The sequence below is a fragment of the Kitasatospora sp. NPDC058243 genome, assembly GCF_042882025.1.
In the GTDB taxonomy this organism is placed as follows: Bacteria; Actinomycetota; Actinomycetes; order Streptomycetales; family Streptomycetaceae; genus Kitasatospora.
The window spans coordinates 32,935-58,845 of sequence record NZ_JBHVWW010000017.1; the positions used below are offsets into that span (position 1 = coordinate 32,935).

The 25,911-nt window shown below is 73.4% G+C and carries 22 protein-coding genes and 2 pseudogenes; 18 read left to right on the top strand and 6 right to left on the bottom strand.

The features are described from left to right. The first annotated feature begins 170 nt into the window (after positions 1 to 170). From ACFVX9_RS14245 to ACFVX9_RS14290, 10 genes and pseudogenes are all read left to right on the top strand, one after another. A complete protein-coding gene (locus tag ACFVX9_RS14245; protein ID WP_387981828.1) occupies positions 171 to 1,172 on the top strand; it encodes an MBL fold metallo-hydrolase in 1,002 nt (333 codons plus the stop codon). A 16-nt stretch (positions 1,173 to 1,188) separates the two neighbouring features. After that, positions 1,189 to 1,758: pseudogene (locus ACFVX9_RS14250) on the top strand (molybdenum cofactor guanylyltransferase); the annotation flags it as partial. A gap of 108 nt (positions 1,759 to 1,866) precedes the next feature. Beyond that, positions 1,867 to 2,148: pseudogene (locus tag ACFVX9_RS14255) on the top strand (DUF6457 domain-containing protein); the annotation flags it as partial. Next, the gene (locus ACFVX9_RS14260; RefSeq protein ID WP_387981830.1) at positions 2,145 to 3,422 is read left to right on the top strand and encodes a molybdopterin molybdotransferase MoeA; all 1,278 of its coding nucleotides are present in this window, start codon (positions 2,145 to 2,147) and stop codon (positions 3,420 to 3,422) included. The pseudogene ACFVX9_RS14255 and the gene ACFVX9_RS14260, both read left to right, overlap by 4 nt. Positions 3,423 to 3,471: 49 nt before the next feature. Next, complete coding sequence (locus ACFVX9_RS14265) at positions 3,472 to 4,518, top strand: potassium channel family protein (RefSeq protein WP_380369749.1); 1,047 nt, start codon at positions 3,472 to 3,474, stop codon at positions 4,516 to 4,518. 47 nt (positions 4,519 to 4,565) lie between these two features. Further along, complete coding sequence (locus ACFVX9_RS14270; RefSeq protein WP_380369751.1) at positions 4,566 to 5,543, top strand: NAD(P)H-quinone oxidoreductase; 978 nt, start codon at positions 4,566 to 4,568, stop codon at positions 5,541 to 5,543. Positions 5,544 to 5,677: 134 nt separating this feature from the next. Then, complete coding sequence (locus ACFVX9_RS14275; RefSeq protein WP_387981831.1) at positions 5,678 to 6,382, top strand: hypothetical protein; 705 nt, start codon at positions 5,678 to 5,680, stop codon at positions 6,380 to 6,382. 198 nt (positions 6,383 to 6,580) lie between these two features. Continuing rightward, a complete protein-coding gene (locus ACFVX9_RS14280) occupies positions 6,581 to 7,192 on the top strand; it encodes a bacterial proteasome activator family protein (RefSeq protein WP_208869088.1) in 612 nt (203 codons plus the stop codon). 257 nt (positions 7,193 to 7,449) lie between these two features. Then, positions 7,450 to 8,916 carry a protein kinase gene (locus ACFVX9_RS14285; protein WP_387981833.1) on the top strand — a complete coding sequence of 489 codons (1,467 nt, stop codon included), beginning with the start codon at positions 7,450 to 7,452 and terminating at the stop codon, positions 8,914 to 8,916. A 183-nt stretch (positions 8,917 to 9,099) separates the two neighbouring features. Beyond that, the gene (locus ACFVX9_RS14290; protein WP_380369763.1) at positions 9,100 to 10,827 is read left to right on the top strand and encodes a protein kinase; all 1,728 of its coding nucleotides are present in this window, start codon (positions 9,100 to 9,102) and stop codon (positions 10,825 to 10,827) included. 20 nt (positions 10,828 to 10,847) lie between these two features. Here ACFVX9_RS14290 and ACFVX9_RS14295 read toward each other — a convergent pair whose 3' ends face one another. Together ACFVX9_RS14295 and ACFVX9_RS14300 are read right to left on the bottom strand one after the other, a co-directional pair. Next, positions 10,848 to 11,948, bottom strand: coding sequence for a phosphotransferase (locus ACFVX9_RS14295; protein WP_079135737.1), 1,101 nt, complete (start codon positions 11,946 to 11,948; stop codon positions 10,848 to 10,850). A 67-nt stretch (positions 11,949 to 12,015) separates the two neighbouring features. After that, a complete protein-coding gene (locus tag ACFVX9_RS14300) occupies positions 12,016 to 12,675 on the bottom strand; it encodes a response regulator transcription factor (protein WP_063348500.1) in 660 nt (219 codons plus the stop codon). A 426-nt stretch (positions 12,676 to 13,101) separates the two neighbouring features. Here ACFVX9_RS14300 and pdhA point away from each other — a divergent pair, with 426 nt between their 5' ends. From pdhA to ACFVX9_RS14330, 6 genes are all read left to right on the top strand, one after another. Then, complete coding sequence (gene pdhA, locus ACFVX9_RS14305; protein WP_063348501.1) at positions 13,102 to 14,256, top strand: pyruvate dehydrogenase (acetyl-transferring) E1 component subunit alpha; 1,155 nt, start codon at positions 13,102 to 13,104, stop codon at positions 14,254 to 14,256. Beyond that, positions 14,256 to 15,230 carry an alpha-ketoacid dehydrogenase subunit beta gene (locus tag ACFVX9_RS14310; protein WP_063348502.1) on the top strand — a complete coding sequence of 325 codons (975 nt, stop codon included), beginning with the start codon at positions 14,256 to 14,258 and terminating at the stop codon, positions 15,228 to 15,230. The genes pdhA and ACFVX9_RS14310 overlap by 1 nt, the downstream gene beginning before the upstream one ends. Before the next feature lie 15 nt (positions 15,231 to 15,245). Next, positions 15,246 to 16,712, top strand: coding sequence for a dihydrolipoamide acetyltransferase family protein (locus ACFVX9_RS14315; protein WP_387981836.1), 1,467 nt, complete (start codon positions 15,246 to 15,248; stop codon positions 16,710 to 16,712). Positions 16,713 to 16,968: 256 nt separating this feature from the next. Further along, entirely contained in the window at positions 16,969 to 18,192 is a 1,224-nt protein-coding gene (locus ACFVX9_RS14320) for a benzoate/H(+) symporter BenE family transporter (protein ID WP_387981838.1), read from the top strand. A gap of 230 nt (positions 18,193 to 18,422) precedes the next feature. Continuing rightward, positions 18,423 to 19,601 (top strand): M64 family metallopeptidase, encoded by a 1,179-nt coding sequence (locus ACFVX9_RS14325; RefSeq protein ID WP_380369776.1) that lies wholly within the window; start codon positions 18,423 to 18,425, stop codon positions 19,599 to 19,601. 100 nt (positions 19,602 to 19,701) lie between these two features. Next, positions 19,702 to 21,063 carry a nitrate/nitrite transporter gene (locus tag ACFVX9_RS14330; protein WP_387981841.1) on the top strand — a complete coding sequence of 454 codons (1,362 nt, stop codon included), beginning with the start codon at positions 19,702 to 19,704 and terminating at the stop codon, positions 21,061 to 21,063. 57 nt (positions 21,064 to 21,120) lie between these two features. Here ACFVX9_RS14330 and ACFVX9_RS14335 read toward each other — a convergent pair whose 3' ends face one another. From ACFVX9_RS14335 to ACFVX9_RS14350, 4 genes are all read right to left on the bottom strand, one after another. After that, complete coding sequence (locus ACFVX9_RS14335; RefSeq protein ID WP_387981842.1) at positions 21,121 to 21,969, bottom strand: Bro-N domain-containing protein; 849 nt, start codon at positions 21,967 to 21,969, stop codon at positions 21,121 to 21,123. A 265-nt stretch (positions 21,970 to 22,234) separates the two neighbouring features. Next, on the bottom strand, positions 22,235 to 22,411 hold the full coding sequence (locus tag ACFVX9_RS14340; protein WP_387981844.1) for a hypothetical protein: 177 nt from the start codon (positions 22,409 to 22,411) through the stop codon (positions 22,235 to 22,237). Next, positions 22,396 to 22,575 (bottom strand): BRO family protein, encoded by a 180-nt coding sequence (locus ACFVX9_RS14345; RefSeq protein WP_387981845.1) that lies wholly within the window; start codon positions 22,573 to 22,575, stop codon positions 22,396 to 22,398. Before ACFVX9_RS14345 ends, ACFVX9_RS14340 begins: the two co-directional genes overlap by 16 nt. A 194-nt stretch (positions 22,576 to 22,769) precedes the next feature. After that, entirely contained in the window at positions 22,770 to 23,591 is an 822-nt protein-coding gene (locus tag ACFVX9_RS14350; RefSeq protein WP_387981847.1) for a maleylpyruvate isomerase family mycothiol-dependent enzyme, read from the bottom strand. A gap of 173 nt (positions 23,592 to 23,764) precedes the next feature. Here ACFVX9_RS14350 and ACFVX9_RS14355 point away from each other — a divergent pair, with 173 nt between their 5' ends. Together ACFVX9_RS14355 and ACFVX9_RS14360 are read left to right on the top strand one after the other, a co-directional pair. After that, positions 23,765 to 24,562: a carbon-nitrogen family hydrolase gene (locus ACFVX9_RS14355; protein WP_380369791.1), complete on the top strand. Its 798-nt coding sequence runs from the start codon at positions 23,765 to 23,767 to the stop codon at positions 24,560 to 24,562. Positions 24,563 to 24,774: 212 nt separating this feature from the next. Continuing rightward, a complete protein-coding gene (locus ACFVX9_RS14360) occupies positions 24,775 to 25,908 on the top strand; it encodes a GntR family transcriptional regulator (RefSeq protein WP_380489443.1) in 1,134 nt (377 codons plus the stop codon). Positions 25,909 to 25,911 lie beyond the last annotated feature (3 nt).

Sequence of the window (25,911 nt, forward strand, 5' to 3'; positions counted from 1 at the left end):
CGTGCCCTGGGGCAGGCCGCCCACGACGCCAAGGTGCCGGCCCTCCGAACCGCGATGTGACCTGAGCCGGAAGGCGCGCCCCGCCGGGCGCGCCTTCCGCGCAATCCGACACCGGTACTCCCATGCTGTAGGGCGCAGGAAGTCCGACCGCCGACCAGAGGGAGCAGCCAGTGACGACGTCCCCGCCCGAGGAGGGCGCCGGCGCGGAGCGCACGGCCGCCGAGGCCGCCGCCCCGGACCACGAGCGGCCCGCCCGCCCGCTGGAGGTCGCCGTCTTCACCGGCCCCGAATCGGCCTTCTTCGCCACCTCCACCCTGATCCTCGGCGAGCGGACCGCGATCCTGGTCGACGCCCAGCTCACCCGCAGCGCCGGCCGCGAACTCGCCGAATGGGTCGCCGGCAAGGGCCGCCGACTGCTCGCCATCGTCGTCACCCACCACCACCCCGACCACTACTTCGGCGCCGAGGAGGTGCTGAAGCTCTTCCCCGACGCCCGGCTGCTGGCCGCGCCCGCCGTGGTCGACGGCATCCGGCGCACCGCCGCCGCCAAGGTCGCCCAGTGGAAGCCGGTCTACGGCGACGACATCCCGGACCACCCGCTGATCCCCGCCCCGCTGCTGCCGCAGCCCCTCATGCTCGACCGCCAGGTCATCCCCGTGCTGCTGCTCGGCCAGGCCGACTGCGGCGACTCGACGGTCGTCCACGTGCCGAGCATCCGGACGGTGATCGCCGGGGACTTCGCCTACAACGGCACCCACGTCTGGACCGCCGACACCACCCCGGCCCAGCGCACCACCTGGGGCCACAACCTCGGCCGGATCGCCGACCTCGGCGTGGACCGGGTCATCGCCGGCCACCGCGCCCCCGACCAGGGCGACGACGCCGCCCGGGTGCTCGCCTTCACCGGCGAGTACCTCCAGGACTTCGACCGGCTGCTGGCCGTGCACCCGGACGACCCGGAGGCACTGGTCACCGCGATGAACGAGCGGTACGGGGAGCTGACGCTGCCGGCCATCCTGGAACTGGGCGCCGCCGCCAACACCGCCCGGGCGGCGCGAGGGGGCGAGATCGTCGAGGCGGAGATCGTCGAGGACGACATCATCGAGGCGGAGATCGTCGAGGACGAGATCACCGAGGAGCGCACGGAGCCCGGGAAGGGCGAAGTCGAGTAGGGCGGATACTGGCCGCATGACGCCCTACGACGTGATCGTCCCGGCCGGCGGGGCCGCCCGTCGCCTCGGCGGGGCCGACAAACCCGGGCTGACCGTGGGCGAGACCACCCTGCTCGACCGGGTGCTCGCCGCCTGTGCGGGCGCCCGCACCACCGTCGTGGTCGGCCCCGGCCGGCCGACCGCGCGCACCGGCGTCCGCTGGACCAGGGAGCAGCCGCCGGGCGGCGGGCCGGTCGCCGCCGTCGCCGCCGGACTCGACCTGGTCACCGCGCCGACCGTGCTGCTGCTCGCCGCCGACCTGCCGTTCCTGGACCGGCGGACCGTCGACCGGCTGGTCACCGCCCTCGCCGAGGCCGGCCCGGCCGTCGACGCCGCCGTCCTGGTCGACGCCGGCGGGCGCGATCAGCCGCTCGCCGCCGCCTACCGCACCGCCCCGCTGCGCACCGCGCTGGCCGCCCTCGGCGATCCGGCCGGCCTCCCGCTGCGCCGCCTCACCGGCGGTCTCGCCCGGCAGTTGGTGGCCGACACCGACAACGTCGCCTACGACTGCGACACCTGGGAGGACCTCGAACAGGCCCGGGAACGCGACCGGTCGTAGGGGCGCCCCAGGGGTCCGTGTGCACGGCCCGCGCGGGCGTCCGTGCGGGAAACGACGCGCGCCGCACACGGGGCGAACACGCCGGGGAAACCGCCGATCAGGCAGCATGGGCGCATGGAGCGCACGCTGGAAGACTGGATCGCCGAGGTCAGGGCCGACCTGGGCATCGACCTGGACGTCGACGTCCGGGGACTGCTCGACCTCACCCGGGTGGTCGCGCACGGGGTGGCCCGCCCGGCCGCGCCGCTGACCGCCTTTCTGATCGGCTACGCGGCCGCCCAGCAGGGCGGCGGGCCGGAGGCCGTGGCCGAGGCCGCCCGGCGGACCGCCGCGCTCGCCGAGCGCTGGAGCGCCGCCGCCGGGCCGGGCGAGGCGTGAGCGCCGTCGGGCAGACCACCGTGGCCGCCCCGTCGACCGGTCCCGGCGTGCTGAGCTGGGCGCAGGCCCGCGAGGCCGCCCGCCGGGCCGGGCTGAGCCCGCTGCCGGCGGTCGGGCTGCCGCTCGCCGAGGCGCTCGGCCGCACCCTCGCCGAGCCGCTCACCGCGCTGACCGACCTGCCCGCCTTCGACACCTCCGCGATGGACGGCTGGGCGGTCGCCGGGCCGGGCCCCTGGCGGGTCGCCGGGCGGGTGCTGGCCGGCCGGGCGGCGTCCGCGCCGCTGGCCGACGGCGCCGCCGTCGAGATCGCCACCGGCGCCCAACTGCCGCCGGGCGCCACCGCCGTCCTGCGCCGTGAGCACGGCCGCACGGACGGCACGTTGCTGCACGACTGCGGCCGCCACCCGCTGACCACCGGTCAGGACGTCCGCCCGCGTGGCCAGGAGTGCCGCCGCGGCGAGGCGTTGCTGCCCGGTGGCGTCCCGGTCGGCCCGGCCGTGCTCGGCCTGGCCGCCGCCTGCGGTCACGACCGGCTCGCCGTGCGCCGCCGCCCGGTGGTCGAACTGCTCGTCCTCGGCGATGAGTTGCTGGCCTCGGGCGTCCCCGGTCCGGGCCTGGTCCGGGACGCGCTCGGGCCGCTGCTGCCGCCCTGGCTGCGGGCGGCCGGTGCCGAGGTGGCCGAAGTGCGGGCCGTCCGGGACGACTTCGGGCTGCTCCGGGACGCGCTGCGGCACTCCACCGCCGACATCGTGGTCACCACCGGCGGAACGGCGGCCGGCCCGGTCGACTTCCTGCACCGGGCCCTCGCCGAGGCCGGCGCCCGACTGCTGGTGGACGGCGTGGCCGTTCGCCCCGGGCACCCGATGTTGCTGGCCGAACTCCCGTCGGCCGCATCCCCGTCGGCCGGCCCCGCCGGGGGCGGACTTCCGGGCGGGGGTCCAGCCGGGCTTCCGGGCGGGCGGCACCTGGTGGGGCTGCCCGGCAACCCGCTGGCCGCCGTCGCCGGGACGGTCACCCTCGCCCTGCCGCTGCTGCACGCCCGCAGCGGGCGGTCCGCCGTCACCCCGGTCCTCGCACCCACCGCCGTCGGCCTGCCCGGGCACCCGGTGGACACCCGGCTGCTGCCCGTCCGGCACACCGCCGACGGCGTCGTCCCACTCGCCTTCGACGGGCCCGCGATGCTGCGCGGCCTCGCCCGGGCCGAGGCGCTGGCCGTGGTCCCGCCCGGCGGCGCGGCGGCCGGCGCACCCGTCGAACTGCTGGAGGCACCGTGAACGGGCCCACCAGGGCGTGCGCGTCCCACGACAGCCGGGAGGCGACCGCATGAGCAGGCTGCGGGGTGCGCCCGCCCCGGGCACCGAGCCGTGGTCGGACGCCGGGATCGTGCTGCCTGCCCGGCGGAGCGCGCCGGCCGTCAGGCAGGTCGGCTCCCGGCTGCTGGTGGCGCTCGCCGTCCTGGTCGCCACGACGCTGATCGTCTACGTCGACCGGGCCGGCTACAACGACAACGCGGGCGGCGGGGTCAGCTTCCTGGACGCGGCGTACTACGCGACCGTGACGCTGTCCACCACCGGGTACGGCGACATCACCCCGTACAGCGACGCCGCCCGGCTCACCAACATCTTCGTGATCACCCCGCTGCGCGTGGTGTTCCTGATCATCCTGGTCGGGACCACGCTGGAGGTGCTCACCGAACGAACCCGCCAGCAGTGGCGGTTGAACCGCTGGAGGTCCACCGTGCGCGAGCACACCGTCGTCATCGGGTACGGCACCAAGGGCCGCAGCGCCGTCGACACCCTGCTCGGGCAGGGCGTGAAGAAGGACGAGATCGTCGTCGTCGACCCGCAGCGCAAGGTGATCGACCAGGCCGCCCGGCACGGGCTGGTCGGCGTGGTCGGCGACGCCACCCGCACCGACACGCTGCTGCGGGCCGAGGTGCCCACCGCCGCCCGGGTGGTGATCGCGCCGGAACGGGACGACACCGCCGTCCTGGTCACGCTGACGGCGCGCCAGCTGAACAAGGGCGCCACCGTGGTCGCGGCCGTCCGGGAGGACGAGAACGCCCCGCTGCTGCGGCAGAGCGGCGCCGACGTCGTCGTCACCAGCTCCAGTTCGGCCGGGCGGCTGCTCGGCCTGTCGATGCTCAGCCCGCACGCCGGCGCGGTGATGGAGGACCTGCTCACCTACGGCAACGGCCTGGACGTGGTCGAGCGCCCCGTCACCCGGGCCGAGGCCGGGCACAGCCCGCGCGCGTGCGAGGACCTGGTGGTCGCGGTGGTCCGCGGCCGGCGGGTGCTCAACTACACCGAGCCCGAGGCCGCCGTGCTCCAGCTCACCGACCGGGTGATCGTGATCAAGTCGACCGGCTGACGCGGGCCTTGCCCCCTCCTCGCCGTGACGCGCAGTAGGTTCGGGGCATGCATGCGATGACGATTCCCGTACCCGGCGGTCCCGAGGCCCTCGTGTGGGCGGAGGTGCCCGACCCGGTGCCCGGCGAGGGCGAGGTCCTGGTCGAGGTGGCGGCCACCGCCGTCAACCGCGCCGACCTGCTCCAGCGGCAGGGCCACTACAACCCGCCGCCCGGCGCCTCGCCCTACCCCGGGCTGGAGTGCGCCGGGCGGATCGCCGCCCTCGGCCCGGGCGTGTCCGGCTGGGCGGTCGGCGACGAGGTGTGCGCGCTGCTGTCCGGCGGCGGGTACGCGCAGCTCGTCGCGGTGCCGACCGGACAGCTGCTGCCGCTGCCCAAGGGCCTGGGCTTCGAGGAGGCCGCCGCGCTGCCCGAGGTCGCCTGCACGGTGTGGTCCAACGTGTTCCTCACCGCCCACCTGCGGCCCGGCGAGACGGTGCTGCTGCACGGCGGCGCGAGCGGCATCGGGACCATGGCGATCCAGCTGGCCAAGGCGGTCGGCGCGCGGGTCGCGGTGACTGCGGGCAGCGCCGGGAAGCTGGCCCGGTGCGTCGAACTCGGTGCCGACATCGCGATCGACTACCGCGAGCAGGACTTCGTCGAGGCGGTCAAGGAGGCCACCGGCGGGGCCGGGGTGGACGTGATCCTGGACATCATGGGCGCCAAGTACCTGCAGCGGAACGTGGACGCGCTGGCCGTCAACGGGCGGCTGGTGATCATCGGGCTGCAGGGCGGCGTGAAGGGCGAGCTCGACCTCAACGCGCTGCTGCGCAAGCGTGCCGCGGTGATCGCCACCAATCTGCGCGGGCGCCCGCTGGCGGAGAAGGCGGCGATCGTGGCGGCGGTGCGCGAGCACGTGTGGCCGCTGGTGGAGTCCGGGGTGGTGAAGCCGGTGATCGACCGGGTGCTGCCGCTGACCGACGCCGGCGACGGGCACCGGGCGCTGGAGGCGGGGGAGCAGGTCGGCAAGGTCGTGCTGCGGGCCTGATCCGGGTCCGCGGGGCGGCGGCCCGAGGCGGAACATCCGAAATGCCCTGATCGTCGGATTGTGTGAGGCTGGTTCGGAGCTGTCCCGCCGCCGACCCCGCCGCGCGCGGTCGGCCGTCGGAAGGACCTCCGACCGTGGCCGCACCAACGCACCTCCTCGGGCCGCTGCCCGCCGCGCCGCACCACCGTCGTACCCGCCGTACCGGCCCGGGCCGGACCCAGCGACTGATCGCGGCGGCCGTGCTCGGGCTCACGCTCCCGCTGGCCGCCGCTTCGGCGGCCGCCGCCGTCGGGCCGGCGTCGTCGTCGCCGCCCCCGTTCACCGCTGAGCCCGCCGCCGTGGGTGGGCCGGAGCCCGAGGCCGTTCCGGCGGTCGGGCCGCCGCAGCACCCGCGCCCCGGCCGGGGCGACGCCCGGGTGTACCGGCGCTGGGCGGTGTGGGCGCCCGAGCGCGCCGACACCGCCCCGGAGCGGGCGCCGGACCGGGCTCCCGAGCAGATCCCCGGGCAGGCTCCTGCGCAGATCCCCGGGCAGAACCCTGCGCAGGTTCCCGAGCAGAACCCCGACCAGGTTCCCGACCGGAGTATCGGGCAGGCCGGTGCGGGGGACCAGCCCGAGACCGACCAGGGCGCCCCGGACACGGCGGACGCCGCCGCACCGAACGCCGCCGCCGCATCGGACGCCGCCGCCGCGACCGCCCAGGCCATCGCCGCCGCCGTCCCCGCCGTCCTGCCCGCCCGCTGGCGGGACGCCTCGACCGTCCAGTTCCCGCTGGGCGCGGGGCTGGGGTTGATCGGCTGCGGCCTGGGGTTGATCGGGTTGCGGCTGCGCCGGGGCTGAGTCGCGGGGCGGGTGCGGCGGAGGAGGTTCCGTGAGGGGTGTGTGCACGCCCCAGGGGGGCCGGGGCGGGCCGGGAGCTGAGTATCCGTACGGATTCCGGGGCGGCGCCCGGGGGCGTACCGTCGTCAGCGGTGGCTCAGGACGGCGGTTGTACGGGGGCTTCCGCCCGACCAACCCCAGTGAGAGAGAATGTTGTTCATGACGAATCCGATGAACGAGCGCTCGTTTCAGCAGCCATTCCAGGCCGCGGGCGGGCAGTCGCAGGACGGCCAGAAGGTGCTGATCGTCGGACCGGACGGGCTGCCCGTGGGCCAGGGGTTCGCCGGCTCGGCGGGGGACGAGGACGAGGGCGACCTGCCGCGTGAGCTCCCGGTGACCGAGATGGTCGAGCAGCCCGCGAAGGTCATGCGCATCGGCAGCATGATCAAGCAACTGCTGGAGGAGGTCCGGGCGGCGCCCCTCGACGAGGCCAGCCGGGCCCGGCTGAAGGACATCCACGCCAGCTCGATCAAGGAGCTGGAGCTCGGTCTGGCCCCCGAGCTGGTCGCCGAGCTGGAGCGGCTGTCGCTGCCCTTCAACGAGGACATCATTCCGACCGAGGCGGAGCTGCGGATCGCCCAGGCCCAGCTGGTCGGCTGGCTGGAGGGCCTGTTCCACGGGATCCAGACCGCGCTGTTCGCCCAGCAGATGGCGGCGCGGGCCCAGCTGGAGCAGATGCGGCGGGCGCTGCCGCCCGGTCTGCACGGCGGCGAGCTGGACGAGGACGAGCCGGGCCAGGGCCGCGGCATCCGTTCCGGCCCGTACCTGTAACGGGCCGCCGACACCGGACGTACCACGACGGTCCGCCCCGGGCCGGGGCGCCGTCCGGCGGCGCCGGCGGTCCGGGGGCAGGACCGGCCCTGGACCGATCACCGTCGGCGTCAGCCGATACCCTGACCCCTGTCGCAGGCCGGTCGTACCGCCGCGGCAGGGGTCCGCCAGGCCCGCGGGCCCGGCCCACCACGCACGGACGAGACCGAACGTCACGGTCGCGGCGCCACGGCCGCGCCGAGGGGGAGCAGAGGACCATGAGCGAGCACGGCAACGCGGCGGTCGGAGGCTCCTCCCTGGGCAACGGCCGCTATGTGCTGCAGCGGCTGCTGGGCGAGGGCGGCATGGCCTCGGTGCACCTCGCGTACGACAGCGTGCTGGACCGGCAGGTCGCGCTGAAGAGCATGCACAACGAGCTGGGCCGGGACGCCTCGTTCAAGGAGCGGTTCCGCCGTGAGGCGCAGGCGGTGGCCCGGCTGGAGCACCCGAACATCGTCACGGTGTACGACAGCGGCGAGGACGTCGCGCCGGACGGCTCCAGCACCCCGTACATCGTCATGCAGCTGGTGGACGGCAAGGGCCTGCGCGAGGCGATCAACGAGGCGGTCGCCCAGTACGGCGCGATGCCGACCGAGGAGGCCCTGCGGGTCATCGTCGGCGTGCTGAACGCGCTGGAGGCCTCGCACGACATGTCCCTGGTGCACCGCGACATCAAGCCCGGCAACGTCATGTTCGACCGCAAGGGCAACGTCAAGGTCATGGACTTCGGCATCGCCCGGGCGCTGGAACCGGGCGCCACGTCGATGACGCAGACCGGCATGGTGGTCGGCACCCCGCAGTACCTGTCGCCCGAGCAGGCGCTCGGCAAGCCGGTGGACGCCCGCTCCGACCTCTACTCGGTCGGCGTGATGCTCTTCGAGATGCTCACCGGGCAGCTGGTCTTCGACGGCGACTCGGCGTTCTCGATCGCCTACAAGCACGTCCAGGAGGAGCCGCCGGCGCCGTCCACCCTCAACCGATCGGTCACCCCGGCGGTGGACGCCTTCGTCGCCCAGGCGCTGCGCAAGGACCCGGCGCACCGGTTCCAGAGCGCGGCGGCGATGCGGGACGAGGCGGAGCGGCTGATCGCGGCCGCGAAGGGCGGCGGCAGCGGGCACCCGTTGCAGGCCAGCACGCCGCTGGTGATCAACGAGGGGCCGCGCTCGGTGCACGCGGCGCCGCAGACCCCGCACCCCCAGTACCCGCAGCAGGCTCCGCCGCCGCAGCAGCCGCAGTACCGGACGCCGCCGCCGGCCTTCCAGCCGCCGCGTCCGCAGGGGCCGCAGACCCCGCACCCCCAGTACCTCCAGCAGCCTCCGCCGCCGCAGCAGCCGCAGTACCGGACGCCGCCGCCGGCCTTCCAGCCGCCGCGTCCGCAGGGGCCGCACACGCCGCACCCCCAGTACCTCCAGCAGGCCCCGCCGCAGCGGGCGCACACCCCGCCGCCGCAGCCGATGCCGCCGTACCAGCAGCCGAAGGCGCCCAGCGGCGGCGGCTGCTCGACGGCCGTGGTCGTCATCGCGATCATCGTCGGCGTGCTCGTGCTGGCCGGCATCATCATCGCGATCGTGGTCAACAAGGCACAGGACAACAAGACGAAGACCAAGACCGGGCACACCGCCGGTGAGCGGCCCGCAGTGGTGCTGGTGGTTGACCTTCCGGTCGACCGGAATGGCCTGCTCTGACGCTTTCCGGCCGGTTCGGGCGTGCCACGGGCCCGCGCCGGAGGCGGTAGCGTTCGGGGATACGAAGCGACAGGGCACCGCGATCCGAGCGAACGCCCGGGGCGAGGAGCGATGGCACAGACGCAGCAGCCGGATGACGGAACGGGTGCCGGAGCTGACGGCCGGACCGGCGGGACGCCGAGGATGCCCGGACCCGGCAACGACGCCGCGACCAGCGCGTTTCCCCCGGTCGGGCCCGGCGGCCCGCAGACCCCCGGCCGCGGCATGGCCGCGCCGCTGGGCACGGTCGGCGACGGCCGCTACCGGCTGACCTACCGGCTCGGCCGCGGCGGCATGGCCGAGGTGTTCGCGGCCGAGGACGTACGGCTGGGCCGGACGGTCGCGGTCAAGCTGCTCCGCGGCGAGCTGGCCCAGGACGACATCGCCCGGCTGCGGTTCACCCGCGAGGCACACGCCGTCGCGGGGCTCAACCACCACTCGATCGTCGCGGTCTACGACACCGGCGAGGAGTACGCCGGGGACGAGTCCACGCCGTACATCGTGATGGAGCTGGTCGAGGGCCGGACCGTCCGCGAGCTGCTGGTGGACGAGGACGCGCCGCCGGTCGACCAGGCGCTGATCATCATCGCCGGGGTGCTGGAGGCGCTGGCCTACAGCCACCGCAACGGCATCGTCCACCGGGACATCAAGCCCGCCAACGTGATCATCACGACCGCGGGCGCCGTCAAGGTGATGGACTTCGGCATCGCCCGGGCGCTGACCGGCACGGCCAGCACCATGACCCAGACCGGCATGGTCATGGGCACCCCGCAGTACCTCTCGCCCGAGCAGGCCCTCGGCAAGCCCGTCGACCACCGCTCCGACCTGTACGCGGCCGGCTGCATGCTGTACGAACTGCTGGCGCTGCGCCCGCCGTTCACCGGCGACACCCCGCTCTCGGTGGTCTACCAGCACGTCCAGGACATGCCGGTGCCGCCCTCGCAGGCCAACGGCCGGGTGCCGGTCGGGCTGGACCAGCTGGTGCTGCGCTCGCTGGCCAAGAACCCGGACGACCGCTTCCAGGACGCCGACGAGTTCCGCGCGCACCTCCAGCACGCGCTGCGCGAGATGCACGGCGCGGGCGGCGCGGGCTGGGCCGGCGCGACGGCCGGGCTGGCCGCCGCGGGGCAGGGGAACACCGACGCCACCCAGGTGATCCGGCCCGACCAGACCGCGGCCACCGCGGCCTTCGGCGCGATCGGCCCCGGCGACCAGACCTCGGTGCTGCCCTACCAGGGGATGGGGGGCCCGGGCGGCCCGCACACCCCGTCGACGCCCTACCCGGGGGCCGGCGGCCCCTACGGTGGCGACGACGACGGCGACTCCGGCCGTCGGCGCGGGCCGTGGGCCTGGGTGGCCGGCGCCGTGGCCGTGCTGCTCGCGGCCGGGGTCGGCATGGCGTTCGCGTTCAGCGGCAACGAACCCGGGAACTCGCACATCGTGCCGCCGACGCCGCTCCCGGCGGTCAGCACGACCGAGCCCAGCACGCCGCCCCAGAGCGGCTCGCAGAGCCCGCCCGCGTCCAACACCGGCAGCAGGCGCCCGACGCAGCCGACCGAGAACGGCAGCAACGGCGGCAGCTACAACAACGGCGGCAACAACAACGGCAACAACAACGGCGGCAACAACAACGGCAACAACAACATGTCGCCGTCGCCGGGTTCGGGCAAGCACTCGACGACCCCGTCGCCCAGCCAGACCCCCAGCCACACTCCGCCCCCCACCACGGCGCCCGGCACGCCCAGCACGGCGCCGACCACCCCGAGCACGGGAAGTGGCGGCAGCACGGGGGCGGCCACGCAGCCGCCGGCGACCAAGTCGAACCCGCCGGCCACCCAGCCGCCGGCTACCCAGCCGCCGGCGACGCCCTGATCGGGCCGGGCTGACACCGGTCAGTTGGCGAAGGCGTCCAGGACCTGTTCGTACTCCTGGCACCACCACGTCAACTGGCCGGCCGAGGCGGGGTAGAGCGGGTCGGCCCGATGGTCGGCCCGCTGGTAGCGCCACTGGAGCATCCAGAAGTCGTTCAGCCGCTCCCACCAGACCCGGTGGACGGCGGCGGCCAGGTGTTCGGCGGTGGCGGCCCCGGTGGCCCGGTAGGACTGCGAGTAGTGGCGGACCCGCACCAGGTCGAGGGTGCCGGACGCCCGGTCGTTGAAGAGCAGCGTGGCGGCGCGGACGGCCTCCTCGGCGCGCGGCTGCGGGCCGAGCTTGTCCCAGTCCAGGACGGCCGCGACCGGGCCGCCGTCGGGGCCGTCGCCGTACAGCAGGTTGAGTCCGTGGAAGTCGCCGTGGGTCCAGCCGGTGGGCGGGGCGGTCTGCGGGGCGGGGCGGCGGTGGGCGTGTTCGGCGAGCAGTTCCAGCCGTTCGGTGAGCCGCCGTTCGACCAGCGCGTCCAGGTCGCCGTACGGGCGGTGGTCGCGGGCGTGGCGCCGCAGGTCGCGGGCGAGGTCGGCGCTGTCGAGGGGGTCGGCGGTGCGGTAGCCGGGGGGCTGTTCGAAGGGGGCGCACACGTCGTCGAGCGCGCCGTGCAGTCGGCCGAGCAGCGCGCCGAGCGCGTCGCACTGCGGCGGGGAGAGGTCGGTACCGTGCCGGTGTCGGCCATCCACCCAGGGGAACAGCGCGAACAGCCGGCCGCCGTAGCCGGCCACCGTGCCGGCTCGTTCGGCGCAGGTCAGCGGGGGTGCGACGGGCAGTCCGAGGGCCTGGAGCCCGGCCATCGCCCGGTGGTGGGCGACGATCTTCGGGCGGCTGGCGGTGGCGGCGTCGACGTAGCACTTCAGGAAGTACGCGCCGGTCTCGGTGGTGACCCGGTAACCGCGGTTCAGCAGGCCTTCGGCGACCGGTTCGGCGGTCAGCAGCCCTCCCACCCGGTAGCGGCCCAGGACCTCGGCGAGTGCGGCGCGCGGGACGGGCGGACTGAGGGTCCCTATCGGCGGCGCGGAGAGGTCGGGGCGGGCCGGGGAACAGGAGAGGGTCTGGCTGAAAGTCACAGCCAGAGGTTAGGGCCCCCGTGCGGGGGCCCTTGACAAGTCGTCAGTTCTGTGATCGCTGTTCTGATCAGTGCTGCTGGTCCGCCTGGTGCCGTGCCACGAAGGCCGCTGCCTGGGTGCGTCGCTCCATGCCCATCTTGGCGAGCAGACTGGAGACGTAGTTCTTCACCGTCTTCTCGGCCAGGTGCAACTCGTTGCCGATCTGACGGTTGGTCATCCCCTCGCCGATCAGATCGAGGATCCGGCGCTCCTGCTTGGTGAGTTGCGCCAGCCGCTCGTCCTCCTTCTCGCCGCCGTCGCGCAGCCGGGCCAGCACCCGGCTGGTGGCGACCTGGTCGAGCAGCGACTTGCCGGCCGCGACGTCCCGGACGGCGGTGATCAGGTCGGTGCCGCGGATCGCCTTCAGGACGTAGCCGGACGCGCCCGCCATGATCGAGTCGAACAGCGCCTCGTCGTCCGAGAACGAGGTCAGCATCAGGCACTTGATCTCCGGCATCCGGGACCGGATCTCCCGGCAGACCTCGACCCCGTTGCCGTCCGGCAGCCGGACGTCGAGCACCGCGACATCGGGGTGGACCGCCGGGATCCGGGTGAGCGCCTCGGCGGCGGTGCCGGCCTCGCCGACCACCTCGATGTCGTCCTCGACCGAGAGCAGATCGTGCACGCCCCGCCGGACAACCTCGTGATCGTCGAGCAGGAACACCCTGATTTGTCCGTTATCAGTCACGTCCAAAGCCTCCCATATCACCGTACGGAAGACCTATCGTCCCTGGTGCCGCAGCCAGGTGGTCCGGCCGGGGCGGTCCGAAACCGATACCGAGAACCCCCTTACGTACGGGCCCGCGCCCGGATAACGTGCGCTGGTGTCCTGAAGGCGCCCGAATTGAGAGCTGCGTCACGCGGTCCGTCACCCCCACCCTTCCGACGGCGCGCTGCCCGCGGCACCCTCGGGGTTGTAAGCCCTGAACAAGTAGGACGTCCTAGCGCAAGCGCGCCAAGGGCGGACGCTGGGTAACGTTCTCGTGAGGGACGCCGTCGGAACAGGATCACCACCTGCCCCGCAGTAGGAGCGCACACCCACGCGCGCCCCGCGAGGCGGTGACCGGACCGGTCACCGGCGACCCCGGGCGGCCGGACAGACCGAGGAGTGAACGTGACCGTCAAAAGCACGGCGAGGGCCCGCAAGAAGGCGGCCCCCGGCGTCCCTGACACCCTCCGCGCCACGGGGAAGGACGCCCAGCCGGAGCTCGTACAGCTGCTCACCCCGGAAGGCGAGCGGGTCGAGCACCCGGACTACCCGCTCACCACCACCCCGGAGGAGCTGCGCGCCCTCTACCGCGACCTGGTGCTGGTCCGCCGGTTCGACGGCGAGGCCACCGCACTCCAGCGCCAGGGAGAGCTGGGCCTGTGGGCCTCGCTGCTCGGCCAGGAGGCCGCCCAGGTCGGCTCCGGCCGCGCCATGCGCACCGGCGACTACGCCTTCCCCACCTACCGCGAGCACGGTGTCGCCTGGTGCCGCGACGTCGACCCGCTCAACCTGCTCGGCATGTTCCGCGGCGTGAACCACGGCGGCTGGGACCCGAACGAGAAGAACTTCCACCTGTACACCATCGTGATCGGCGCGCAGGCCCTGCACGCCACCGGCTACGCGATGGGCATCAGCAAGGATGGCGCCGACGACGCGGTCATCGCCTACTTCGGCGACGGCGCCTCCAGCCAGGGTGACGTCAACGAGGCCTTCACCTTCGCCTCGGTCTACAACGCGCCCGTGGTGTTCTTCTGCCAGAACAACCAGTGGGCGATCTCCGAGCCCACCACCACCCAGACCAAGATCCCGCTGTACCGCCGCGCCTCCGGCTTCGGCTTCCCCGGCGTCCGGGTCGACGGCAACGACGTGCTGGCCTGCCTGGCCGTCACCCGCTGGGCGCTCGACCACGCCCGCAGCGGCAACGGCCCGGTGCTGATCGAGGCGTTCACCTACCGGATGGGCGCGCACACCACCTCCGACGACCCCACCCGCTACCGGCCCACCGAGGAGACCGAGGCCTGGAAGGCCAAGGACCCGATCGCCCGGCTCCGCGCCCTCCTGGAGAAGGAGGGCCTGGCCGACGAGGAGTTCTTCACCGCGATCGACGCCGAGAGCGAGCGGCTGGGGCTGCGGGTGCGCGAGGGCGTGCGCGGCATGCCCGACCCGGACCCGACCCTGATCTTCGACCACGTGTACAGCGAGCCGCACGCGCTGGTCGATGAGGAACGGGCCGAGTACGTCCAGTACGCGGCCTCCTTCGAGGCGGGGGAGAACCACTGATGGCCGGTCAGCTCAGCATTGCCAAGGCGCTCAACGGCGCGCTGCGCAAGTCGCTGGAGAGCGACCCGAAGACCGTCCTGATGGGCGAGGACATCGGCAAGCTCGGCGGCGTCTTCCGGATCACCGACGGCCTGCAGAAGGACTTCGGCGAGGGACGGGTGATCGACACCCCGCTCGCCGAGTCCGGCATCGTCGGCACCGCGATCGGCCTGGCGCTGCGCGGCTACCGCCCGGTGGTGGAGATCCAGTTCGACGGCTTCGTCTACCCGGCCTTCGACCAGATCGTCTCCCAGCTGGCCAAGATGCACGCCCGCGCGCTCGGGAACATCAAGCTCCCGGTCACCATCCGCATCCCCTTCGCGGGCGGCATCGGCGCGGTCGAGCACCACAGCGAGTCGCACGAGGCGTACTTCGCGCACACCGCGGGCCTGCGCGTGGTCAGCCCGTCCAACGCGCACGACGCGCACTGGATGCTGCGGCAGGCCATCGCCTCGGACGACCCGGTGGTCTTCCTGGAGCCCAAGCGCCGGTACTGGGACAAGGGCGAGGTCGGCGACGCCGCCGACCTCGGACTGCACGACGCCCGGATCGTGCGCTCCGGCACCGACGCCACGCTGCTCGCCTACGGCCCGATGGTCAAGGTCTGCCTGGAGGCCGCCGCGGCCGCCGAGGAGGACGGCCGCCGCCTGGAGGTCGTCGACCTGCGCTCGCTCTCCCCGGTGGACTTCACCACCCTGGAGGAGTCGGTCAAGCGCACCGGTCGGGCCGTCGTGGTGCACGAGGCGCCGGTCTTCCTGGGCATGGGCGCCGAACTGGCCGCCCGGCTCACCGAACGGTGCTTCTACCACCTGGAGGCGCCCGTCCTGCGGGTCGGCGGCTACCACGCGCCGTATCCGCCGTCCCGCGTCGAGGAGGCCTTCCTCCCCGACCTGGACCGCGTGCTCGACGCCGTCGACCGCGCACTCGCGTACTGATCCGGGGGAGCGAAGATGACCACCGAAGTTCGCTCGCTCCGCGAGTTCAAGATGCCCGATGTGGGCGAGGGCCTGACCGAGGCCGAAATCCTCAGCTGGTACGTCAAGCCCGGTGACACCGTCACCGACGGGCAGGTCGTGTGCGAGGTGGAGACCGCCAAGGCGGCGGTGGAGCTGCCGATCCCGTTCAACGGGGTCGTCGAGCAGCTCTTCTTCCCCGCGGGCGCGACGGTCGACGTCGGCACCGTGATCATCTCGGTCGCGGTCGCCGGGGAGGCCGGGGCCGCGGCTCCTGCCGCTCCTGCTGCTGCTGTTGCGTCCGTCGCCGCCGCCGCCGCGCCGGCCGAACCGGCCGAGCCCGAGCGGCGCGAGGTGCTGGTGGGCTACGGCCCGCGCACCGGCACCGCCCAGCGCCGGGCCCGGCGCACGACCACGACGACCGTCACCGCGACGCCGGCTCCGGCCGCACCCGTCGTGCCGGCTGCGTCCGTCGTGCCGGCCGCTCCGGCACCGGCCGCACCGGTCGCGACCGCCTCGTCCGTCCTGGCCGAACAGCCCGCCGGGGAGCGGCCGTTGGCCAAGCCGCCGGTGCGCAAGCTGGCCAAGGACCTCGGCATCGACCTGCGCGCGGTCGTCCCGACCGGCCGGGACGGTGTGATCACCCGCGAGGACGTGCACGCCCACGCGTCGGCCCTGGCCACCGCGCCGGCCGCCCCGGCGGCGGCGCCGGTCGAGGCCGGGCCGGTCGGTGCCGCGGTGCCGGTGCCGGTCACCGTGACGGGCGACGTCCGGGTGCCGATCAAGGGCGTCCGCAAGGCGACCGCGCAGGCGATGGTGGCCTCGGCCTTCACCGCCCCGCACGTCACCGAGTTCGTCCAGGTCGACGTGACCCGCACGATGAAGTTCGTCCGCCGGCTCAAGGAGAGCGGCGAGTTGGGCCGGGACGTCCGGATCAGCCCGCTGCTGCTGGTCGCCAAGGCGCTGCTCACCGCGGTCAAGCGGCACCCCGAGATCAACGCGCAGTGGGACGAGGCGGCCCAGGAGATCGTCATCAAGGGCCAGGTGAACCTCGGCATCGCCGCGGCCACCCCGCGCGGCCTGATCGTCCCCAACATCAAGGACGCCGGTGGCAAGACCCTCACGGGCCTCGCCGTCTCGCTGGGCGAGCTGATCGACACCGCCCGCCAGGGCAAGACCTCGCCGGGCGACATGCAGGGCGGGACCATCACCATCACCAACGTCGGCGTCTTCGGCGTCGACACCGGCACCCCGATCCTCAACCCCGGCGAGGCCGCGATCCTCGCCGTCGGCACGATCCGGGACATGCCGTGGGTGCACAAGGGCAAGGTCGTCCCGCGTCAGGTGACCACGCTGGCGCTCTCCTTCGACCACCGCCTGGTGGACGGGGAGCTGGGCTCCAAGGTGCTGGCCGACGTGGCCGCGCTGCTGGAGCGCCCGAAGCGCCTGATCACCTGGGGCTGACGGCCCGGGACGTCACGAACGGGAAGCCGCGAAGGGGCCTTCCCCCACACCGCCGTGTGGGGGAAGGCCCCTCCGCTTCTGCCCGCCCGTCGGTCGGCGCTGGGAGCGAGGCCGGCGGACGGCGATCAGGACCAGCCGATGACGGACGCGCACATGACGTGACTTCATCCCTACAGACGTGCATCCTCGCCGGGGGTTGCAGGTGGTTTCAAAGACTTTTCCGGGGCCCCGGCGCGGCGTTCGGGATACTTCCGGAATGACTGAAGAGCTGACGGTCCGACCGGAGACGGTGCCGGACGGGGGCGGGGAGCGCCGGTCACTGCGACGGGACGTGTCGGGGCCGGCGCTGCTGGCGGGGCTGGTCTGCATCGCGGTGTCGTTCTCGGGGCCGCTGGTGGTGGTGCTCGCGGCGGCGGCCGCCGGACGGCTGGACGCGGCGCACACGGCGTCCTGGATCTGGGCGGTGGCCATCGGCAGCGGGCTGAGCGGCCTCGCGCTGAGCTGGTGGACCAGGACCCCGGTGATCACCGCCTGGTCCACCCCGGGCGCCGCGCTGCTGGTGACCAGCCTGGGCGCGTACCCGTACCGGGAGGCGGTGGGGGCGTTCCTGGTGAGCGCGGTGGTGGTGACGCTCTTCGGGGTGACCGGCTGGTTCGGCCGGCTGATCGCGGCGGTGCCGGCCGGGATCGTCAACGCGATGCTGGCGGGCATCCTGTTCTCCTTCGGCGCCGGGATCTTCGGCGCCGTGCACGGCGCGCCGGTGCTGGTGGTGGGCAGCCTCGCGGCCTTCCTGCTGGCCAAGCGGCTGGCCCCGCGGTACGCCGTCCCGGTGGCGCTGCTGGTGGGCGGGGTGCTGGCGGCGCTGACCGTCGGACTCCCGCTGCACCTGGGCGCGGGCGGGCCGACCCGGCCGGTGTTCACCGTGCCGGGGTTCTCCTGGGCGGCCACGGTGGGGCTGGCGCTGCCGCTCACGATCGTGGTGCTGGCCTCGCAGAACGCACCGGGCCTCGGGGTGATGCGGGCCTTCGGCTACCGGCCGGACGACCGGCTGCTGATCGGGTCGACCGGTGTGGTGTCGCTGCTGCTGGCGCCGTTCGGCTCGCCGGGGGTGAACCTGGCGGCGATCACGGCGGCGATCTGCTCCGGCCCGGAGAGCCACCCCGACCCGCGCCGCCGCTACGTCGCGGGGATGTCCTCGGGCGTGCTGTACGTGCTGGTGGGCAGCTTCGGCGGGGTGCTGGTGAGCCTGTTCACCGGCCTGCCGAAGGAACTGATCGCGGTGATCGCCGGGGTCGCCCTGCTGGCCTCGCTGCAGGGCAGCCTGGCGGCGGCGGTGGCGGACGAGCGGGGGCGGGACGCGGCGGTGGTGACCTTCCTGGCCAGCGCCTCGGGGATGAGCCTGTTCGGGATCGGCTCGGCCTTCTGGGGCCTGCTGTTCGGGCTCGGCACCCACCTGGTGCTGAACCTCCGCAGGCGCTGACGAGGGGCCTGTCATCGGCTAGATTCCAGTCATTGGGATGACTGGTGAGGTGAGGGTCATTCGGCCAGGTCGGTGACATTTTCGGCGCGCGGTAGGGGTGACACACCCGTCCGGGTACGTCTTCGCTCCACCACCCGGGCTACGCCGGGTGACCGGAACCCCGAGGACGCACCCGTATGCCACCTGGCAACCCTGGCCGTCTCGTTCGGAGTCTGGCCGCGCTCGTGCTGGTGTCCACCGCCGTACTCCCCGCCGCCCTGGAACTGGTCGGCCCCTCGCCGTTCGGCGTGATCGGGCCGGGCGCCCCCGCCGACCGGGCGGTCCCGCCGCACAGCGCACAGCGCTCCGACCGCCGGACCGTCACGGCCGCCCCCACCGTCGACATACGCCGCACCGGGGACCCGGCCAACCGGATCACCCTGGTCCTGCTCGGCGACGGCTACACGGCCACCGAACAGGACCTGTTCCGACAGCAGGTCGACCGGGCCTGGCACGCGCTGATGGCCATCGAGCCGTTCCGCACCTACCAGGGGTTCTTCAACATACGGCGGGTCGAAGTGGTCTCCCCGGTCTCCGGGATAGCCGAGACCGAGAGCCGCGGCCGCAACCCCGCCACCCCGCTCGGCATGCACTTCTGGTGCGACGGAACCGCCCGGCTGCTCTGCGCCGACGAATCCGCCACCGCCCGGTACGCGGGCGACAGCTCCGGGCCGCAGTACCTGATAGCCCTGGCCAACTCCACCGAGTACGGCGGCGCCGGCGGCACCGGGGTGACCACCCTGGCCGGCGGCAGCCCGGACGCCGGGCGGATCATCCAGCACGAGATCGGGCACACCGTGGGGGACCTCGGCGACGAGTACGACAGCGCCCCGGACGACGCCGAGTACCCCAACCTCGCCACCCTCGACGCCGACGACATGCGCAAGAAGCAGACCAAGTGGTGGCGCTGGCTGGGCGCGCAGTCCCCGGACGGCGCCGGGACGGTCGGCGCCTACCGCAGCGCCAACGGCCTCTACCGGCCCACCCCCGACTCGGTGATGCGCACCCTGGGCAGCGCCTACAACCTGCCGTCGCGCGAAGCGATCATGGAGGAGCTGTACCGCAGGATCCGGCCCACCGACGCCCCGTCGCCGCCGCCCGGCGAGGTGAGCGGGCACCCCCGGCTGAACGTCCGGCCGGTGCCGCTGACCGGCCCGCGACAGCTGAAGGTCGAATGGAAGGTGGACGGCGTCGCGGTGACGCCGCAGGCCGCCGACGGCACCTGGCTCGACACCGACCAGCTGAACCTGGCCCCGGGCCGGACGGCCACCGTCACGGCGACCGTCCGGGACACCACCGACTGGGTGCGGGACGAGGCCTTCCGGGACCGCTACATGACCCGGTCGGTGGCCTGGACGGTGACCGGCTGACGCGCGGCTGACGCCCGGTCCGCGGAATCCGTGGTCCGTGGACGATCGACCGCACCCCGCACTGGGCGTCCCATCATGGGATGACTAGTCTGGTCGCACTATGACCGTGGAGCCCGCCCGTTCAGCCGAACCCCTGTCCGTCCCCGCTCCCCGAACCGCCGACTCGCCGCCGTCGGCCGCCCCCGCGCCGTCGGCAGCCCCCGCGCCGTCCCCGCCCGGCGGGCGCGCGGCCTGGCTCGCCTGGTCCATCGGCGTCAGCGTCTACATCCTCGCGGTGATCCACCGCACCAGCCTCGGCGTGGCCGGACTGGACGCCGCCGACCGCTTCGGCATCGGCGCCTCCGCGCTCTCCACCTTCTCGATCCTCCAGGTGCTGGTCTACGCGGCCATGCAGATACCGGTCGGCCTGCTCGTCGACCGGATCGGGCCGCGCCGGGTGCTGCTGATCGGCGTCGTCCTGCTGAGCTTCGGCCAACTGGCCTTCGCGTTCAGCTCCTCCTTCGCCCCCGCGCTGGCCTCCCGGGCGGTGCTCGGCTGCGGCGACGCGATGACCTTCATCAGCGTGCTGCGGCTCGCCGCCCGGTGGTTCCCCGCCACCCGGAACCCGTTCGTGGCCCAGCTCACCGGCCTCGCCGGAATGGGCGGCAACCTGATCACCACCGTGGTGCTCGCACAGGCCCTGCACCGCGAGGGCTGGACACCCACCTTCACCGCGATCGCCCTGCTCGGCGTCGCGGTCTTCGCGCTGGTCGCGCTCTTCCTCAAGGAGGCCCCGGACGCCGCCGTACGGCCGGTCGAACACCCGCCCGCGCCGCGGCCGAACGTCGGCCGGCAGGTCCGCGCGTGCTGGCGCGAACCGGGCACCCGGCTCGGGCTCTGGGTGCACTTCACCACCCAGTTCCCCGGCAACGCCTTCGGCCTGCTCTGGGGCCTGCCCTACCTGGTGGAGGCGCAGGGCCTCTCCCGGGCCGCGGCCGGCGGAATGCTGACCCTGCTGGTGCTCAGCAACATGGCCTTCGGCTTCCTGTTCGGCCGGGTGCTCTCCGTCTCGGCGCGGGCCCGGATGCCGATCGTCCTCACCGTCATCACGGCCACCGCCCTCGGCTGGGCGCTCGTCCTGGCCTGGCCCGGCGGACACCCGCCGATCTGGCTGCTGTCCGCCATCATCGTGGTGATGGGCAGCAACGGCCCCGCCTCACTGGTCGGCCTCGACTACGCCCGCGCCCGCAACCCGGTGGAGCGCCTCGGCACCGCCTCCGGGATCGTCAACATGGGCGGCTTCATCGGCACGATGATCACCCTCTTCGGCATCGGCGTCCTCCTGGACGGCCTCTCCCCGGCCGGCACCGACTCCTACTCGGCCGACGCCTTCCGCTGGGCGTTCTGCTGGCAGTACGTCCCGCTGGCGGTCGGCACGGCGATGATCCTGCGCCTGCGCCGCAAGGTCGCGGCGGGGGCGTAGGGTCTCTGACCTGCGGAGGGCGTTGAAACTATCACTTTGGGTGATGGTTTCCCGCCGCTACAGCCCGATGCCCCGGAGCACCTCGGTGATCTCCGTCGGCCGTCCGTAGAGCTGGACCCGGTCGATCACACAGAGCACCGTGCCCTCCGGCGGCATCATCGCTGTGCGAGCCGGATGCGCCCCCGGTCGCGCCGGCTGCTCGGCGGCTTCGCGCCGCATGCGGATCAGGTCCACCAGCTTCAGTTTGGGGCAGCCGGGGACGATCCGGCTGGCCCGGATGCCGACTCGCTCTTCGCCCGGGCAGGCGAAGTAGGCGCCGAACGGCGGCCCGCTGTCCTCTTCCCGGTTTGGCAGGTGGAGGACCATCTCGCCGTGCTGGCAGTGGACCGTCCCGTCCGAGTGGACGGTCAGGCCGGGCCAGTCCTCGTGGTCGATCTCGGCGACGATCCGTACCTGTTGTCCGATCGCCTCGGCCAGGGTCTCCGTCATCCGCCGCTGCTGGGTGGGGATATCGGCGTCCCCGCGACGGACGGCGGGGATCAGCTCTTCGGTAACCCATTCTCGGAACGGTCGGGCCGTGTCCTTGTCCGACCGCATGAGGAGGCCGTACAGACCTGCCTCGCTCACCACGCCGAGTAGTGGATTCCCTCGTCGATAGGCTTTCTGACCTGCAGGAACCCGGTAACCCTTGTTCCGAACAAGGGTTACCGACCGTAGGTCGACGACACGGTGCTGATGGTGTTCCAGCACCTTGACGGTATCTGTCGGGTTTCCTCGGCCCAGGACTCGGCACACGTCCGCTGTGACGAACCACGGTTGTCCGTCGATCATCACGACTCTGATCGGTTGCCCCGTGACCGGGAAGCTGGACCGGACCAAGACCATCTGCTGCTGTTCGTCGTCCATGGGGACGCCCCTCCTTCTTCCGGGTGATGGCTGGGATGCCCGGAACAACGAGGTCGAACGGGTGAGGTGATGGTGCTGGATTGACGGATGGATGCACGAGTGGTGCCGACCCGGCGCGCACTCGTGCGTGTACGCCGGGTGGCGTGCGCTGAGGGATGGCTGGGGTGTAGGGCTAACGACCTGCGGAAACGTGATTAACCTTCCCGAAAGTCGGGCCATGCCTGACTGAAAGTCAGGCATGGCCCGGTGCACATGCCGCTTCAGGTCAGCGCCGGTACTCGCGCAGCAGCTCGGCGAGCTGTGGCGCTGACCCGTAGATGCGGTTGATGTGACCGCCGTTCACTTCTGCGTACAGGACTTCATGGCCGGGCCAGTCCTCGTGGTTGATCTCGGCGACGATCCGTACCTGTTGTCCGATCGCCTCGGTCAGGGTCTCCGCCATCCGTCGTTGCTGGGTGGGGATGTCGGTGTCCCCGCGACGGATGGAGGGGGGAGGTCTCGGGTGACCCAGTGCCTGAACGGCTGGGCGTCGGGCTTGCTCGACCTCATGATCAAGGCATACAAGCCCGCCTCGCTGATCACCCCGAGCAGTGGGTTTCCGCGCACGTATGGTTTCCCACCTGCGGAAACGTCCTAACCATCGCTTTTGGTGATGGTTACCGACCGCAGGTCGACGGTGCGGTGCTGGTGGGTTTCCAACCTTTTGACGGCGTCGGGCGGATTACGCCGGACCAGGATTCGGCACCCGGCGCGCACTCGTGCGTGTACGCCGGGTGGCGTGCGCTGTGGGGCGGTTGGGGTCAGATGGTGACCGCGAAGGCGGACAGGACGCGGTCGGCGAGTTCCTTGTCGCCGTCGATGGTGACCGGGCCGGGGCGGCCGCGGCCGCAGGCGAGCCGGAGGTAGGTCTCCCAGTCCATGGTGAGCTGGACGTCGGGGGCCAGGCTGATCGACTCGTCGACGGTGCCGCGGCCGGTCGAGTCGACCCGGATGGTGCGCAGGAACTCCACGCGGCCGGTGACGTCCAGGACCATGGCCGTTCCGGCCGGGGCGCCGGCCTGGTGGGCGACGGCCTTGGGCAGCAGCCCCAGCAGGACGTCCCGGGCGATCAGGGCGGCCGGGGAGTCGAGGTTGCCGGGGGTGTCCAGGGCGCGGCGCAGGTCCTGCTCGTGCACCCAGACGTCGAAGGCCCGCAGGCGCAGCAGCTCGTGGTACGGCACGTCGCGGCTGTTCGGGCCGCCCGGCCAGCGCACCGGCTCCAGGGGCATCTGCTTGGCGTTCCGCAGCGCCCGGGAGCGGCGGATGATCGTGTACTCCAGCTCGCTGGTCATCTCCAGCGCGGTGTGGCAGCGGCGCTTGTCGACCGGCAGTTCGATGTAGCGGGCGAAGTCGGTGGTGACGTGGCGAAGGTCACGTGGCAGGGAGTGGATCGGGCGGGGGTCGCCGAGGAGTTCGGACTCGACCGCGATGATGTGCGAGACGACGTCCCGGACCGACCAGCCGGGGCATTCGGTGGCCCGGTTCCAGGAGCCCTCGGGGAGGGGGGCGACCAGCTCCGATATGGACTCGATGCTCTGGGCCCACGCCTCCGTGTAAGCCTGCACGGTCTGGTTGTCCGTCACGGGAATCTCCGGCCCTCCGTCAGCTTCCTTGCTCTCTGCGCCCGGCCTCCCCGGTCGGCCGGGATGGTCCGGCTTCCGGGCGCACAAGCTAACCGCACGTTACGCTGCCGGGAGACAGCTGGGCAGCGCTTTCGGGTGACGATCGTAGGTCTCTTGCCGTGGACGGTGGTACTGTGCGCGCTTCATTGATCCAACTCGGGGTCTCCGACGCCGAGCCGCCCGCCGAACGGCGGGCCCGGGCCGCCGCGCTGGTCCGGGCGCAGCAGGGCGCGGACCTGGTGGTCCTGCCGGAGCTGTGGCCGCTCGGCGGCTTCGCCTACGACCTGTGGTCGGACGGCGCCGAGACGCTGGACGGGCCCACGTCGGACGCGATGGCGGCGGCCGCGCGGGCGGCCGGGGTCTGGCTGCACGCCGGTTCGATCGTCGAGCGCGATCCGGACGGGCCGATCTACAACACCTCGCTGCTGTTCGCCCCGGACGGCGAGCTGGTGCACACCTACCGCAAGATCCACCGTTTCGGTTTCGACAGCGGCGAGGCGGTGGTGATGGGCGCCGGGCAGGAGATCGTCACCGCGGCCACCGACTTCGCCACCCTGGGCCTGGCCACCTGCTACGACCTGCGCTTCCCGGAGTTGTTCCGGGCGCTGTTGGACGCCGGCGCGCAGCTGCTGGTGGTTCCGGCGGCCTGGCCGGCCCGGCGGCGCGAGCACTGGACGCTGCTGGCGCGGGCGCGCGCGGTGGAGGAGCAGGCGTTCGTGCTGGCCTGCAACACCGCTGGGACGCACGCCGGGGTCGAGCAGGCCGGGCACAGCATCGTGGTGGACCCGTGGGGCCGGGTGCTGGCCGAGGCCGGTACGGAGGAGCAGGTGCTGACCGTCGAGTTCGATCCGGCCGAGGTGGGCAGGGCCCGCGAGGAGTTCCCGGTGCTGCGGGACCGCCTGCTGGGGATCCCGGCGCCGGTCCAGCGCTGACCCGGGCCCCGCCCCGCTCGGCCCCGCCCCGCCCGGCCCCGCCCGGCACGGCCCTGGCGGGGGGAGTCCGGGGGTGTCGGAGGCCTCCGGGGGGTTGGTTTGTACCTTCTCGGGGCGGGTTTGAGAAGATGAGCACTCGTCGTGTTCCCCGCCGCTCGTTGGCCGGTCCGCCGAGGGGCGGCCTGATCAGCCCGCCCCAGGAGGTTGCGCGCATGCCCGGCAACGGCGCAGGCGACACCCGTCCCGTCATCCAGCGCAACAGCCTGCGCGAGCAGATCGCCGGTGCGCTGCGCGAGGAGATGATGGCCGGCCGGCTGGCGGCCGGCCGCAACTTCACCGTCAAGGAGATCGCCGAGCTGTACGGAGTCTCGGCGACCCCGGCCCGCGAGGCGCTGGTCGACCTCGGTGCGCAGGGCCTGCTGCGGGCCGAGCACCACCGCGGGTTCACCGTGCCCGAGCTGGGCTGGGACGACTTCCTGGAGATCTTCGAGTCCCGGGTGCTGGTCACCGACAGCTACTACCGCCAGTTCTCCGCCCGCCGGGCGCTGCCGGACCTCGCCAGGCTGCCCTCGCTGCGCCGCCGGGCCGACGCGGCGGTCCGGGCCGCCCGGGCCGGGAACCTGGACGTGATGGTGGGCTGCGACCGCCGGTTCTGGCAGGAGGTCGCCGCGCTGATCGGCAACCGCCGGATCGGCGACTACCTGGACTGGCTGCGGGTGCAGTCGTGGATGTTCGCCGCGCCCTACTTGCGGGAGCTGCCCGTCCTGGCCGAGATCTGCTGGGACCGCCACCTCGACCTGGTCGACGCCATCGGCGCGCGGGACCTGGTCGGCGCGCACCGGATCATCTGCGAGTACAACCTGTACACCGCCCGGCTGCTGGCCGGGCTGGCCGGGCGGCCGCTGGAGTCGGTGACGGTGCTGGGGCTGCTCACCGAACCCCTGGACGACGAACCCCTGGACGACGAGCCGCTGGACGGCGAGCCTCTGGACAGCGAACTCCTGAATAGCGAACCCCTGGACGGCGAGCCCGATGGCGGCGGGCCCGGCGGCGGGTTCCTGGGCGGCGAGCCCGTGCCGCCGGCCCCGTCCGCCGAAGTCCCGTCGGTGGCGGCCGAACCGGTTCCCGGCCAGGCGTTCGACCAGGTCGGGAGGGGCCGACGCCGGCCGGGCGAGGAGGTCGGCCGGGAGCTCGGCCGGGAGCTCGGCCGCGAACTCGGGCTGGGCCTCGGCCTGGTGCCGCAGCCGCGCTCGGTGCCGTACGGCCGGTTCGGCCGACGGCTGCCCGAACCGCCCCCGGACGCACCGCAGGGACGGCCCGACCCGCGCCCCGCCCCGGGCCGGTAGGGT